The organism is uncultured Polaribacter sp., assembly GCF_947501385.1.
GTDB lineage: Bacteria > Bacteroidota > Bacteroidia > Flavobacteriales > Flavobacteriaceae > Polaribacter.
Genome location: NZ_CANMVP010000018.1, coordinates 83,676 through 99,297 on the forward strand (window position 1 = coordinate 83,676; position 15,622 = coordinate 99,297).

The following is a 15,622-nucleotide window of genomic DNA, read 5'->3' on the forward strand; positions in this document are numbered from 1 at the left end:
AATTTTTTTATTATAATTTAAGTTTTAAACCTACTGTAAATGCTGTTGCATCTGGGTAACCAGTATCTGCGTTAGAAAATGTACTTCTAATATTTACTTCTGGACTATAACCTATATAGTCTGTATTTGTAAATATGTTTGTTCCTGTTAGATATATTCTCAAATTGTCTATATTTAATTTTGTGGTAATCGTTTTTGGTAATGTATATCCTAAACTAACCGTTCTTAACCTAAGGTAAGAAGCATCTTTTACTGCCAATGCATTTAAATATCTTGGTGCATTATCAAAATTTGGTCTTGGAAAAGTATTGGATGGATCTTCTGGTGTATAATAGGGTACTTTTACACCATTGAGTTTACCTGACAATGTACCTCCGTTATTAAATTCTGATAAAAAAGGATTTACTTTCGTAGCGCCTTCAACTGCATAGAAATCTAAAAACAAATCAAAACCTTTGTATGCGAATGTTGTGGAAAATGAAGCAAACCAATCTGGGTTTGGATCTACAAAAACTCTATCTTCTTGCGTAATTTTACCATCAGCACCACTTACAATATTTCCATCTACGTCTACACCATTGATATCTCTAATTTTAATATCTCCAGGCCTTAAATCTGGCTGAGGAAATTCTGAATCTGGGCTCGCTTGCGCTGAATTTTCAAAATCTTCTCCTTCTTGCCAAATACCATCAAACTGATAGGTTCGTATCACATTTGTGGGTTGCCCAACAAAATAATTGAAAACATCATCTTCCTTTATATGATCACCATTTCCATTTGTGTACAAGTCTAATATCTGATTTCTGTTTGTTGACCAAATTGTTGATACAGACCATTTAAAACTTTCTGTATTAAAAATATTAGCATTTAAACTTACTTCTACACCTGTATTTTGAACTTCTCCTGCATTAAAATATGTTGAAGTAAAACCTGTTGTAGGTGGTACAGGCCTTCTTAATAATAAGCTTTCTGTTCTAGCATCATAATATTCTATAGCACCCGATATTTTATTATCAAATAAAATAAAATCTAAACCTGTATTTAACGTTTTTATTCTCTCGTGTCTTAAATCTGTACTTGGTAAGATTTGCGATGGAGAATACCCAGAGGCTGTTTGCCCATCAAAGATATAATTTTGACCAGAGGCTGTAAATAGAGATCGATAAGGGTTTGTAGATTCGTTCACTAACGAACCGTAACTAATTCTCGCTTTTAATTGTTGTATAGCAGAGACATCTTTTAAAAATGATTCATTATGAAGTTTCCAAGCGAATGCAACTGCAGGATTTGTAGAATATTTAAAATTATTTGCATTTACAGACGAACCATCATGTCTAACAGTTCCAGTAAACAAATATTTATCTAACAAGTTATAACGGACTCTTCCCATAAATCCCAATCTTCTATAGGATGATTCTAATCGTTCTACAAAAACACCATTGATAGCATTGGTAATATTATTATAGCCTAAATCTTCATTTGGAAACCCTCTCCCTTCAGTAAAGGTTTGTGTAAATTTATCTTCACTAACTGTTTGTGCCAGTGTGATATCAAATTTGTTATTCTCATTTATTACTTTATCATAATTTATGATGTTTTCAACAAAATATGCTTCTTTTAATTGGTTTTGAATACTTGCAATACCTCTATCTGTATCTCCCGCAGCACTTAAAGAAGATTGGTAACGTCCTCTTTCTGATGTTCTTCTAGTAAAAGAAGTTGTTAATTGATATTTTAAATTATCTGTTATTTGATAGGTAGGAATAAAGTTGATTACAAAATCGTTTCCTTTTTCATCGTCATCTTGCTCTCTCAAATTCCATAGAGGATTAAAAGCTGTTCCATCTTCTCCGCTTGGAAATTGTGTAATAGTACCATCATCATTATAAGCTCTGCCTAAAGGAGATCTTGTAATTACATTTACATTTGCAGCTCTTTCTGTAAAATCGTTTAGAATATTAATATCGAATCTTGCAGAAATTTTATCTGTTATTTTTTGATCTACATTTAAACGTAGATTTTTTCTAGTGTATGTAGATGTCGGAATAATACCTTCTTCTCTAAAATAATTTAAACTACCATATATTTTTGTTAATTCTGTACCGCCTAAAATACCTACAGCATGGCTATTTACAATTCCTGGGGCAATCAATTCTTCTTCCCAATCTACAAAATCGTTATTTTCAATGGAGTTTAATTCTACATCACTAAAGATTGTTGCATCATCTGGATATTCATTATTTGCATCTGTTGCTCTTACAGCTTCTCTTCTAAGTTGTGCGAATTCTTGTCCATTATACACATCAAAATTCCTCTCTAAAGATTTTGTTGTTAAAAACCCGTGATAGGAAACAGATACCTTATCTGTTTTACCTCTTTTGGTAGTAATTAACACAACTCCATTAGCGCCTAAACCACCATAAATTGCTTGCGCAGACGCATCTTTTAAAACTTCTATAGATTCTATATCATCAGGATTTATGTCTTCTATACCTCCATCTCTTATAATACCATCTACTACAAATATTCCACTATTATTTCCTTCAATAGAATTTCTACCTCTTAGCAAAATTTCGGATGCTCCACCAGGCCTTAAAGAACCTCCACCAACATCAACTCTTAGACCCGCTACTCTACCTCTTAGCATCTCTGTTACATCAGAAGTGGGTATTAAAGTACCTTTCGCTAAATCAACTTTAGCAACTGCACCTACTAAATCGCTTTTTTTACGCGTACCATAACCTACTACAATAATTTCATCTAATGCATTTGTTGCTACTTCAAGAGCAATCGTAATGGTGTTGCTTGTTATTGAAACTTCTTTTGTTTTGTAACCTAGGTAAGAGACTACTAAAAGTTTAGCATCAATTGTTGCATTTAATGAAAATTGTCCATCAAAATCTGTTGATGTTCCATTTGTGGTTCCTTTTACTGCTACAGATGCTCCTGGCAAAGGCATTCCGCTTTCGTCTAATACGGTACCTTTAATTGTTCTTTGTGCTAATGAAGTAAAGCTAAAAGCAAAAAAGAATAAAAAAGATACCATTAAAAATTTTCTTTTTTTGATTAATTTAAACATTATCATATAGTTTTAGATTTGAATGTGTGTTACAATATTACATGAAAGAGAAAGTTTCAAGTTTAACGCAACATTAACTTAAAACCAAATTTATGTATATTAATAGTTGTGTTCACTAAAATGAACCTTTACAAAAAAACTACAGAAAAAATTCAACAGCAAAGCAAGTATTAAACCACCTATTTTAAAGGTTTCAAGAAGTGAAAAGTAAAAATTAAGAAGACGAAAAATATTAGTAATGTAGAGGTAATGTAGAGTTTTTTAAAGGTATTTAAACAATTTAAATGTTTAAGATATAATCCGTTAAGTTCGTTTCGTGCGGTAAATTGAGTTTTTTTCTTAGTCGATACCTTCTAATTTCTACACTTTTCACAGAAATATTTAATAACGGAGCGATTTCTTTTGAAGATAAGTTCAGTCTTAAATAGGCACAAAATTTTAAATTGTTATGGGTTAAATCTGGATGCAATTTTTTTGCTCTTTTTAAAAAATCTTTGTCTGCATTGTTAAATGCCTCTCTAAAAAAATCCCAATCTTTAGTACTATTTAAATTTTTCTCTATCAGCTTAAATACTTCATTATCTTCTTCGATACTAACATTCTTTTTCAATTCTTTTTTAATGCTATGTAAAAACTCATTTCTTTTAATAATACTCATGGTAGAAATGGCTAATTCTCTATTTTTCCCTTCAATATCTTGACTTAATTTATCATTTTTTAATCGAATGACTTCTTTATCTGCTTGAATTTTCTGAATTTCAAATTGTCTCAAATTTTCTTTCATTAATTCCTCGTTTTGTTTTCTGTAATATTTTCTGTTTAACTTATGAATAAAATAGCCTATTAAAAGAAATAGTAAAATATATAAAACAATGGCTGTATTTGTAAAATATATTGGCGGTTTTATAACAAATCTATATAAGATGGTATTATCAGAATCTTGATTCCCTATGTTTGATTTTATACGCAATTCATATTCACCAAAAGATAAATTATCGAAGGCTAATTCAGATTGATTTCCAAGGTCGACCCAACGAGAATTATTGAGATTGTACTGATAATTTACAAACTCATATTTGCTATATACAGGACTACTGTATTCAAACACTAAAGAATTTTCACTGAATTGAAACTCATGTTCCTCTAAAACTGAAATTCTCACACTATCATTATTTTTTATGCGTATTTCATTTAAAAAAATAGTATGTGATACATCTTGTTTTTTATTTAAATCTAATAATAAGTAACCATTTGTTTTACCTATTAAATAGGTGTTTTCATAAATATTTGAAAGATTTTCAAAACTTACTGTTGTTTTTCTGAGATAGTTTTTTATCGGAATAAATTTTACGGAGAGTTTATTTTTTACGGGGCCTTTTTCTAAGTAACTAATTGTACTTTTATTAAAAGACCATAATCTATTTTTTTTATCAGCAATTAATTTCCCAGAGATATATTCGTCTTCAGAAAAGAGCATACTCAATTTGTTATTTTTTTTAAACGTAGGTTTAGCATTACTCAAACTAAACACCCCTTTCTTTTGACTATATAATATTTTATCTTCATACATTGTTAAGCCAGAACCTTTCCCTTTTTCTACTGAAGACAGTAATTCATTCTCTTTAAAATTCCTATAATCTTCCGATAAAACAAGCTTATAAACTCCTTTGTATTCATGATTTACAAAAACAATATTTTCTTGAAATATTTCAAAGAAACGAGCAGAGTTTTGAAAACCTTCTATCTTATTTTTCAATGTCCAACTACCGTTTTCTTTCTTTAAAATACTCATACCAGCATAATGACCTTGTAATATCAAATTAGGTTGATTTGGAATCTTTCTAAAATTCCAAGTGCCAGAAAAATCTGTAATTTGTTTAGCTATATAATCTTTAATATTGAAAGTACCAGATGTATGCCCACATAATAAATCTCCATTCGAAACAAACAAAGACCAAACCTGACCTTTCAATCCTTTCACTTTTTTTAAAGGTTCATTTGCATGTAAAGATTTGTAAAACAGTCCTTGATTGGTTCCAACATAAATTTTATTATTGAATTCAATGGAGCAATAGGTTGTTCCAAATTGTCCATCGTCGTCATTAAATTCTCTAATATTAGATTGAACGTTGAGGCAATTAATTCCGTTGTCTAAGGCAGACCAAACATTGCCATCGATGTCTTCAAATAAGTTTAAAACCGTATTATTTGCCAAACCTCTTGTCTGGTCTATCCTGTTTATAATCTTACCATTCTCAGATAAATGAATAATTCCGTTAGAAATAGTCCCTAACATATACGTGTTATCTCTTAATTTAATTCCACAGAAAATTTGGTAAGCATTTATTTCTTTATAAGATGGGAGCTGCCATTTTACAACTGTATTATTTTTTATTTTAAAGAAGCCCTGATTTCTTGTTAATGCTATAAAACCAGTATTCGTTTTAAATAAGTTTAAAACTAGTTTTACATTATAATTGGCAGGAAATCTTGCAATTAATTCTTCATTATCATTTTGAAGTCGAACTAGATCTCCATTTTTTTTGATGATATAAATAATTGCATCAATTTCAAATATTCGGTAATAATTATTGAATTCCCCACGGTAACTTACTTCTTCGGTCTCTGTATTGTAAAAATAAATCCGATGAAAAGACTGAAATAAAACCCACGTATCAAACTTTTTTATATTCCAGATATTTTCATCTTCTAGAAGATTATTTTTTATTTTTTTTGATAATGAGGTATATTTTAAGTGACCTGTTTCATCTCTTTTCCAATACCCAAAATCCATATAAGCGCCACTATAAATCCTCTCTTTGTCAGACAATAGCGATCTTATAACTGTGTTGTTTGGAGAATTATATAGTTTCCACTTTCCGCCATTAAATTCTAATAAACCCTCATTATTTGCAACAAAAATAAATTTATCTTTATGCTGTGTTATTGCCCAATTCTGATTTTCTGCATTGTAATTTTCTGGTTGAAATTTTAAAATCGGAGGAATTTCTTGCCCAATTACTATTGAAGAAATTAGAAAAAATAATAAAAATATAATTATTTTTAGCCTATACAACATCTCGATACAAAATTCTTGAAAAAAGAATTTCACTCGATGTGACAATGTGGGCAACAATAGAAACAGCTTGTCACTTCGAGACCCGAGAAAAATTTTTATCAAGCGGTTGGAATGACGTAATGTCTCCTCGAGCGCAGTCGAGAGGTTAAAGAAGGTCTCGACTGCGCTCGACCAGACATATATTAATAATTTGTAAAACAGCAACTTACAAGCTACGTCAATGGTAGTGATTTTTTGAGGTACGAAAAAAATTGTATCGAGAAGTTTATCTTTTAGTAGTGTAGAAAGTTTCAAGTTTTTTAAATTCATATTTTTATCAAAAAAAATCAATTTGATAAGAGTAAAAAGAATACCCCTGCTAACACTGCACCAATTATTGGTCCCACAACAGGAATCCAAGAATAACTCCAATCATTTGAAACTTTATTTTTAAATGGTAAAATTGCATGTATAATTCTTGGTCCTAAATCTCTGGCAGGATTTATTGCATAACCCGTTGTACCTCCCAGAGACAAACCAATTACCCAAACTAAAATAGCAACGGGCATTGCCCCTAAAGAACCCAAACCAATAGGAATCGCACCATTATCAGCATCGTTTACAGAAGCATCTGTAAAATATAAGACCACAAAAACCAACACAAAACAACCCACAATTTCACTAATTAAATTACTAGAAAAATTTCTAATGGCTGGTGAAGTACAAAAAACAGCTTTCTTTAATTCGCCACTTTCTGTAGCTTTAAAATGATCTCGATAAACCAACCACACAAAAAAAGCACCTAACATGGCACCCATAAATTGTGCAAGTATGTATTCTAAAACGAAAGTCCATTCGAATTTTCCTGCAACAGCCAAACCAATACTAACTGCGGGATTTAAATGCGCACCACTATATGGACCAGCAACAGACACACCTACAAAAACAGCAAAGCCCCAAGCGGTGGTGATCACCATCCAACCTAAATCGTTTGATTTTGTTTTTTCTAAAACTACATTTGCTACTACGCCTCCTCCTAAAAGGATCAGAAAAAAAGTACCTAAAATTTCTGCGATAAATGGTGTCATCCTCTATTCTTTTTTGAATTGAATTATTTTGCCCAATATTCTAAAGCATCAATAGCTTTATACCAACCTTTAATATTTTTATCAATCTTTGCTCTTTCTGTTGTGGGGTCGAAATTTTTATCTACTTGCCATATTTCTTGAATTTCTTGTTCATTTTCCCAAAAACCAACGGCTAAACCTGCTAAAAAAGCAGCACCCATTGCTGTGGTTTCCACCACTTTTGGTCTAATTGTTTTTGTGTTTAAAACATCTGCCTGAAACTGCATTAATGTATCGTTTACGGTTGCGCCTCCATCGACTCTTAATTCTTTTATGTTTGTTTCTGCATCTGCTTCCATAGCTTTTAAGATATCCATAGATTGATACGCAATCGCATCTAAAGTTGCTCTGGCAATGTGCGCATCTGTAGTACCTCTTGTGATTCCAAAAATAGTTCCTTGTGCTTTTTGATTCCAATAGGGTGCTCCTAAACCTGCAAACGCTGGAACAAAATAAACACCATCTGAATCTTCTACTGAATTTGCCAACGCTTCAACTTCTGATGAATTTCTTATAATTTTTAATCCGTCTCTTAACCATTGTACGGCTGCTCCTGCAATAAAAACACTACCCTCAAATGCATAGGTAGTTTTGCCATTAATCCTCCAAGCTACTGTTGTTAATAGATTGTTTTTAGAAAGAATTGGTTGGTCACCAATATTCATCAACATAAAACAACCCGTTCCGTAGGTGTTTTTTACCATGCCTTTTTTGGTACACATTTGCCCAAAAAGTGCTGCTTGTTGATCTCCTGCAATGCCAGCAATAGGAATATTACAATCAAAAAAAGTAGATTTTGTATGTCCGTATATTTCGCTAGATTGTTTTACTTCTGGTAACATCGATTTCGGAATTGTGAATAATGCTAACAAATCCTCATCCCAAGTCATCGTATTGATATTGAAAAGCAAGGTTCTAGATGCGTTTGTAACATCTGTAATGTGTTTTTGTTTTTTTGAGAAATTCCAAACCAACCAAGAATCAATGGTTCCTAATAATAATTCTCCTTTTTCTGCGCTATCTCTTGCACCTTCCACATTGTCTAAAATCCATTTTACTTTGGTTCCAGAAAAATAGGAATCTATGACTAAACCTGTTTTTTCTTTAATCATTTCAGATTTTCCAGCAGCTTTTAATGCATCACAATACTCTGATGTTCTTTTATCTTGCCAAACAATAGCATTATAAACTGGTTTGCCTGTAGTTTTATTCCAAACAACCACTGTTTCACGTTGATTGGTAATACCAATTGCAGCAATATCTTCCATATCTAAACCTTTCATTGCAATAGATTCTGCAGCAACACCTGCCTGTGTAGACCATATTTCTACAGCATCATGTTCTACCCAGCCTGGTTTTGGAAAAATTTGTGTAAATTCTTTTTGAGCAACCGATTTAATAGTTCCTTTTTTATCAAAAACAATGGCTCTAGAACTCGTAGTTCCTTGGTCTAACGCTAAAATATATTTGCTCATAATCTATAGGTTCAAAGTTGTGAATTTAAAATTTACCATAATTATTTTTATACCAAGAATTGTAAGCCATTTCTAATTCTTTTACAATTTCTGGATGTTCTAAAGCCAAATCAATTCTTTCTCCAGCGTCTTCATTTACATTAAATAACTTCAGTTCTTTATTATCTACAATTGGCGCAATATAAAATTGAGTGGGTTCACTTTTCCAGTGATTCTCTTTTGCGTTTGTTAATTTCCAATCACCTTTTCTAACTGCCCAATTTTTACGCCATTTCCAAACTAGCAAACGCTCTGAATCTGTTTGAGAAAGCAAATTTCTACCATCTAATGTTGTGTCCATTAACTCAATGCCTGCAGCAGCAACCAAAGTTGGTAAAATATCGGTTGCAGAAACATACGTATCTTCAATAGTGTTTGGTTTTACCTTTCCATCCCAGACCAATGCCATTGGCACCCGAATGCCTCCTTCCCAAAGAGCATATTTTCCACCTGTTAAGGGTGCATTACTTGATCCTGTTAAGGGCGAACCTCCATTATCTGAAATAAAAACAATGATGGTTTCTTCTTCTAGCTTTTCTTCGGATAAAACGTCTAAAACACGACCAATATTATCATCTAAAGAATTCAAATTCGCCAAATAATACTTTCTTAATTGGTCTGATTGTAAATCTCCAACTCTAGAATATGTATCATAATACGCAGCATAGGTTCCTGCTTTTTTCTTTCCATAAGCAATTAAACTGTCTGGGTGATAGTTCGGAATTTCTTCAACCCCAAATTTATCTAAATACTTCTTTGGAACTTCATGTATTAAATGATGTACAGCATTGTAAGAAAGCATTAAAAAAAATGGTTTTTCTTTGTCTACTTTTTTGATGTAATGAATTGCTTCATCAGAAAAAATATCCGTTAAATAGCCTTCGTCATAGCTTTTTTCACCCATATTGTGCATTAAAGGTCCTAAAAGTGCACTTGTTCCAAAAGGATCTGGAGTAATGTCTTTTATTTTTTGAGAATTCAACCAATAATCGTGCGCGTGCGCGCTAAACCCTAGAAATTCATCAAAACCATGATTTAGAGGATATTCTCGAACATTATTTTTATGGAAATTTCTTCCCAAATCATTTTTTCCGATTTTTGCCGTAGCATAACCCGCTTCCTTTAAATATTCTGCAACTGTTTTTACATTGCCTGGCAAGCCTGGCCCCCAACTTGCGGGTTTGTCCCACCTAAATTGATTTTTACCTGTTAAAATTCCTGCTCTTGAAGGGCTGCATACGGGCGCGGTTACATAGGCTTGTGTATAAACGGTTCCTCTATTTCCTAATCTAGAAATATTTGGTGTCGCAACTTCAGTAGTATTTATGTTGAAAGGAGTAAAATCTGCATACCCTTGGTCATCTACAATTATTAAGAGAATATTTGGTTTTTTAGCTTTTTCTATCTTTTCTTTTTTACAGGAAATGAAGGCGATTAACACGACTAAAAGTAAGATTTTTTTCATCTTTAAAATTTTATCAGATACTCAAATCTATAAATAATAATATGAAAAACAAGAAATACACATAGTTTATCTACATTTTTTCAATAAATCTCCACTAAAATTGCTTGTGTTTTCTGCCAAATTGTCATTAAATTTCATTTTTGGTTGTATATTTGCATTTCATTTTTTGAATATGGAACAGATCGAAAAAGTTATTGATGAGAAAATACAAGGAAAGGCGCTTGTAACCGAAAATAAACCAGAAAACTCTAAGAAATTATTCATTGAAAGCTACGGCTGTCAAATGAATATGAATGATAGTGAAATTGTTGCTTCAATTTTAGATAAAGAAGGGTATAATACGACTCAAATTTTAGAAGAAGCAGATTTAGTATTGGTAAATACTTGCTCTATTCGTGAAAAAGCAGAAACTACAGTTCGTAGACGCTTACAAAAATACAATGCTGTAAAAAAAGTAAATCCGAAGATGAAAGTTGGTGTTTTAGGTTGTATGGCAGAACGCTTAAAAGAGAAATTTTTAGAGGAAGAAAAAATTGTCGATTTAGTTGTTGGTCCAGATGCGTATAGAGATTTGCCAAATTTACTAGCGGAAGTTAGTGAAGGTAGAGATGCTGTAAATGTGTTATTATCTAAAGATGAAACCTATGGAGACGTTTCTCCTGTTCGTTTAAATACAAATGGTGTTACTGCATTTGTTTCAATTACAAGAGGTTGTGACAATATGTGTACTTTTTGTGTGGTTCCTTTTACGCGCGGACGAGAAAGAAGTAGAGATCCTAAAAGTATTTTAGCCGAAATTCAATCTATGGTTGATAAAAACTTTAAAGAAATTACATTGCTTGGACAAAATGTAGATAGTTTTTTATGGTTTGGTGGTGGTTTAAAGAAAGACTTTAAAAAAGCTACTGAAATGGCACAAGCAACGGCAGTAGGTTTTGCAGAATTGTTAGACATGTGTGCTACGAAATTTCCAAAAACACGTTTTCGTTTTTCAACTTCTAATCCTCAAGATATGAGTTTAGACGTGATTCATGTGATGGCAAAACATAGAAATATCTGTAAATACTTGCACTTGCCAGTTCAAAGCGGAAGCAACGCCATGCTAAAAGCAATGAACAGGCAGCATACGCGTGAAGAATACATGGAATTGGTTGATAATATTTTTAGAATTATCCCAGAAATGTCTTTATCACAAGACATGATTGTTGGTTTTTGTGGGGAAACAGAAGAAGACCACCAAGATACATTGGCATTGATGGAATATGTAAAATACGACTTCGGTTTTATGTTTGCCTATTCTGAAAGACCAGGAACTTTGGCAGGAAAAAAGATGGAAGATGATGTGCCTTTCGAAGTAAAAAAACGAAGATTACAAGAAGTCATAGACTTGCAGCAAGAACACGCATTATTTAGAACACAGCAACATTTAGGAAAAACAGAAGAAGTATTAATTGAAGGAACCTCTAAAAAAAACCCGAATGAATGGAAAGGAAGAAATACACAAAATACTGTAATTGTTTTTCCAAAAGAACATTATAAATTAGGTGATTTTGTGATGGTAAAAGTAGAAGATTGTACGTCAGCAACCTTAAAAGGGAAAGCTGTTGGGTATTCCCATCCCTAACCCTTCCCAAAGGGAAAGAAACTGTTGCGAAAGATCCTATCCTTAATCCTTTCCGAAGGAAAGGAAACTGTTCTGAAAAAATGGCGCTTACTGAATGATTTATGACGTTTGACAAAATAAAATTTATTAAAAAAAATAGTTAAAAACACAGTTGAGAACACAACAGTGTTTTCCCCTTCGGGGAAATTAAAAGGGGCTTATGGAAAACTTACAAACAATAAAACAACGTTTTGGTATCATAGGTAATGATGTGCATTTGCATCATGCTTTAGAGAAAGCCATTAGAGTTGCACCAACAGATATTTCTGTTTTAGTTACAGGAGAAAGTGGTGTTGGTAAAGAGAATATACCCAAAATTATACATTCTTTATCACATAGAAAACATGCAAAATATATTGCTGTAAACTGTGGTGCGATTCCTGAAGGAACCATAGATAGTGAACTTTTTGGTCACGAAAAAGGATCTTTTACAGGAGCTACTCAAGACAGAAAAGGTTATTTTGAAGTTGCCGATGGCGGTACTATTTTTTTAGATGAAGTTGGCGAACTACCCTTAACAACACAAGTACGTTTGTTACGTGTTTTAGAAAATGGTGAATTTATAAAAGTAGGTTCTTCTAAAACACAAAAAACAGATGTTAGAATTGTAGCTGCTACAAACATCAACATGCACCAAGCAATTGAAAAAGAACGTTTTAGAGAAGATTTATATTATCGATTAAGTACGGTAGAAATTCATTTACCCGCATTAAGAGAACGTAATGAGGATATTCATTTGCTGTTTCGAAAATTTGCTTCAGATTTTGCACAAAAATACAGAATGCCTTCTATTCGTTTAGACGAAAATGCCGTAGCTGCATTGTTAAATTATCGTTTTCCAGGAAACATCCGCCAGTTAAAAAATTTAGCAGAACAAATTTCTGTTATTGAAGAAAGCAGAACTATTACAGGTGCGAAGTTATTACAATATTTACCCAATAATAAAGGAAATTTCCCAGCAGTTATTGGTAGTAAAAAAGAAAGTGATTTTTCTTCAGAAAGAGATATCATGTATAAAATTCTTTTTGACATGCGTAATGATATCAACGATTTAAAGAAGCTGACCTTAGATTTGATAAAAAATGGAAATATAGAAGAAGTTCAAGAAGAAAATCATCAATTATTAGAAAAAATCTATAGCGATAAAGAATTGAGAGAGCATGATATTGAAGTTTTAAATATTCCTCAAAACTCATCATCAGAAAAAGATTATGATTATATTGAGACAATAGAAGAAGACGAATCTTTATCTTTACAAGACAAAGAAATTGAAATGATTAAAAAATCGCTCGAGAAAAATAACAACAAACGTAAAATGGCGGCAAAAGAACTAGGCATTTCTGAAAGAACGCTGTATAGAAAAATTAAACAGTACGATTTGTAAGTTAATGTTTAAATAATATAAATTTGTTCCCTCGAGCATTACTGAAATGAAAATACATTTTCATTGAAAGTAGCTAGCGAAGCTATCGAGAGGTTTTAATAATAACCGCTTTTAGGTCTCGCCTTTAGTTTATCTTGAGCGTAACCAAAAGGCTCGACCAGACACAATCGATGAAAAAAATAATTTATATCCTTTTATTTTCAGTTAGCAGCATTCTTTTTGTTGCTTGTGGATTTTACTCTTTTACGGGTGGAGATGTTGGACAAGCAAAAACCATTCAAGTAGATTTCTTTCAAAACCAGGCACAATTAATCGAGCCAACCTTAAGTCAGCAGTTTACAGAAGAATTAAGAGATTTATTTATACGCCAAACCAATTTAACCTTGGTAAATACTAATGGAGATTTGTATTTTAGTGGAGAAATAACTAGCTATAGAGTTGCTCCTATGAGTGCGACATCAGATCAAACCTCTGCTCAAAACAGATTGACAATTACAGTAAATGTTCGGTATATAAACACCTTAGATGAAAAGAAAGATTTTGAACAATCTTTTTCTTTTTATTCAGATTACGCCGCTACATCGCAACTTACTGGAGGTGTTTTAGAAGCTGCTTTTGAGGAAATTATAGATAGAATTACACAAGATATTTTTAATGCTTCTGTAGGAAAATGGTAAGAGAAGTTTGAAGAAAATTAAATAATTTGAAAACAAATACATTTATAAATATTCTAAAAAAAAATATTGAAATTCAACAAATAGAAACTGCTGAGCTAAAGTCTGTTGTTGAAGAATTTCCTTATTTTCAATCTGCAAGAGCTTTGTATTTAAAAGGTTTGAAAAATCAAGATAGTTTTAAATACAATAACGAATTAAAAGTTACGGCTGCCTACACCACAGATAGAACTGTTTTATTCAATTTTATTACATCGTTCAATCCCGAAAATAAAGATGAAGAAAATATTCATCAACAAATAACAGCAAAAATTGCTGATGAAATACCAGCAAAAAAAGAGATTGCTACACTTTCTAATAATACTAATGAAACTGCTGAAAAAATTGTAAATGTTAAAGAAAATTTAGAATTAGGAAAACCATTATCGTTTTCGGTTCATGAAAATTATTCTTTTAATCAATGGTTGCAGTTATCAACAAAAAAGCCAATTGTTAGAGTTGAAGAAAAAACAGTTCAAAAAGTTGTAAAAGCAGCAGATTTAATTGATAAATTTATTCAGAACAATCCCAAAATAGAACCCATCGAAAAAGGAAAAACAGTTTCGGTTCCTGTACGTAAAAACAAACAAGATGTTGCTTTAATGACAGAAACTTTAGCAAAAGTGTATTTAGAGCAAAAAAAATATGAAAATGCCATACAAGCATATCGAATTTTAATTTTGAAATATCCAGAAAAAAGTGGTTTCTTTGCAGACCAAATTAAAAGAATACAAATTTTACAAAAAAATAGATCATGAGTTATACAGCTTTTTTAATTGTAATTTTGATCGTAGCAGTAGCTTTGATACTAATTGTTATGGTTCAAAATCCTAAAGGAGGAGGGTTATCTTCTTCATTTGGTGGTGGTGGAGCACAATCTTTAGGAGGTGTGCAAAACACAAACAACTTTTTAGACAGAACAACTTGGACCTTAGCAATTGCTATGTTTGCCTTAATTTTATTAGCAAACTTTGCAATTCCTAGAGGCGGAGATAATAATTTTGAGTTGAACAACACTTTAGAAGGTGTAGAAACTTCAACTCCTGCAGCGCCAGAAACAAATACTAACGATAGTTTAAAATAATTATTTGTTAGAAACAATTTAAAATGCCAACGTAAATGACACGTTGGCATTTTTTTTTGCATTGAATTGAAGTCATAAATTTTAATTTTTGAAAAATTGTCAGTTTTAATGTATTGGCATAATTTCTGACTACATAGTATCCATAGAAATAATTAATTAACCTGCCTGTCTTAGATAGGTCAAAAATTCATATAAAATGGGATTAAACATTAAACCTTTAGCAGATAGAGTTCTTGTAGAACCTGCACCTGCAGAAACTAAAACAGCATCTGGAATTATCATACCAGACAACGCAAAAGAAAAGCCACAACAAGGAACTGTTGTTGCCATTGGAAATGGTAAAGTTGACGAGCCTTTAACAGTAAAAGTTGGGGATACTGTTTTGTATAGTAAATATGGTGGAACAGATTTAAAATTAGAAGGTAAAGATTATTTAATGATGCGTGAAAGCGACATTTTAGCAATTATATAATCCAGCTGTCATTCCTGCGCAGGCAGGAATCTCTTTAAAAAAACTGAAATTCAATTAACAAGA

At 31.9% G+C, this 15,622-nt stretch carries 11 protein-coding genes; 6 read left to right on the top strand and 5 right to left on the bottom strand.

Annotation, left to right across the window (positions count from 1 at the left end; all coding sequences use genetic code 11):
* Positions 1-10 precede the first annotated feature (10 nt).
* From Q0998_RS12720 to Q0998_RS12740, 5 genes are all read right to left on the bottom strand, one after another.
* The gene (locus Q0998_RS12720; protein WP_299670348.1) at positions 11-3,079 is read right to left on the bottom strand and encodes a TonB-dependent receptor; all 3,069 of its coding nucleotides are present in this window, start codon (positions 3,077-3,079) and stop codon (positions 11-13) included.
* A gap of 280 nt (positions 3,080-3,359) precedes the next feature.
* On the bottom strand, positions 3,360-6,158 hold the full coding sequence (locus Q0998_RS12725; protein ID WP_299670349.1) for a LuxR C-terminal-related transcriptional regulator: 2,799 nt from the start codon (positions 6,156-6,158) through the stop codon (positions 3,360-3,362).
* A 326-nt stretch (positions 6,159-6,484) separates the two neighbouring features.
* Positions 6,485-7,225 carry an MIP/aquaporin family protein gene (locus tag Q0998_RS12730; protein WP_299670350.1) on the bottom strand — a complete coding sequence of 247 codons (741 nt, stop codon included), beginning with the start codon at positions 7,223-7,225 and terminating at the stop codon, positions 6,485-6,487.
* A gap of 23 nt (positions 7,226-7,248) precedes the next feature.
* On the bottom strand, positions 7,249-8,739 hold the full coding sequence (gene glpK, locus Q0998_RS12735; RefSeq protein WP_299670351.1) for a glycerol kinase GlpK: 1,491 nt from the start codon (positions 8,737-8,739) through the stop codon (positions 7,249-7,251).
* Between the two features lie 25 nt (positions 8,740-8,764).
* Positions 8,765-10,243, bottom strand: coding sequence for a sulfatase-like hydrolase/transferase (locus Q0998_RS12740; RefSeq protein WP_299670352.1), 1,479 nt, complete (start codon positions 10,241-10,243; stop codon positions 8,765-8,767).
* 172 nt (positions 10,244-10,415) lie between these two features.
* Between Q0998_RS12740 and miaB the strand changes: the two genes are divergently transcribed.
* From miaB to Q0998_RS12770, 6 genes are all read left to right on the top strand, one after another.
* Positions 10,416-11,867, top strand: coding sequence for a tRNA (N6-isopentenyl adenosine(37)-C2)-methylthiotransferase MiaB (miaB, locus tag Q0998_RS12745; RefSeq protein WP_299670353.1), 1,452 nt, complete (start codon positions 10,416-10,418; stop codon positions 11,865-11,867).
* Positions 11,868-12,066: 199 nt separating this feature from the next.
* Positions 12,067-13,290, top strand: a complete 1,224-nt coding sequence (locus tag Q0998_RS12750; protein WP_299670354.1) for a sigma-54 dependent transcriptional regulator — start codon at positions 12,067-12,069, stop codon at positions 13,288-13,290.
* 170 nt (positions 13,291-13,460) lie between these two features.
* A complete protein-coding gene (locus tag Q0998_RS12755) occupies positions 13,461-13,967 on the top strand; it encodes an LptE family protein (RefSeq protein ID WP_299670355.1) in 507 nt (168 codons plus the stop codon).
* 26 nt (positions 13,968-13,993) lie between these two features.
* Positions 13,994-14,761, top strand: coding sequence for a tetratricopeptide repeat protein (locus Q0998_RS12760; protein WP_299670356.1), 768 nt, complete (start codon positions 13,994-13,996; stop codon positions 14,759-14,761).
* The gene (gene secG / locus Q0998_RS12765; RefSeq protein WP_299670357.1) at positions 14,758-15,087 is read left to right on the top strand and encodes a preprotein translocase subunit SecG; all 330 of its coding nucleotides are present in this window, start codon (positions 14,758-14,760) and stop codon (positions 15,085-15,087) included. The genes Q0998_RS12760 and secG overlap by 4 nt, the downstream gene beginning before the upstream one ends.
* 196 nt (positions 15,088-15,283) lie before the next feature.
* Positions 15,284-15,559: a co-chaperone GroES gene (locus tag Q0998_RS12770; protein ID WP_299670358.1), complete on the top strand. Its 276-nt coding sequence runs from the start codon at positions 15,284-15,286 to the stop codon at positions 15,557-15,559.
* Positions 15,560-15,622 lie beyond the last annotated feature (63 nt).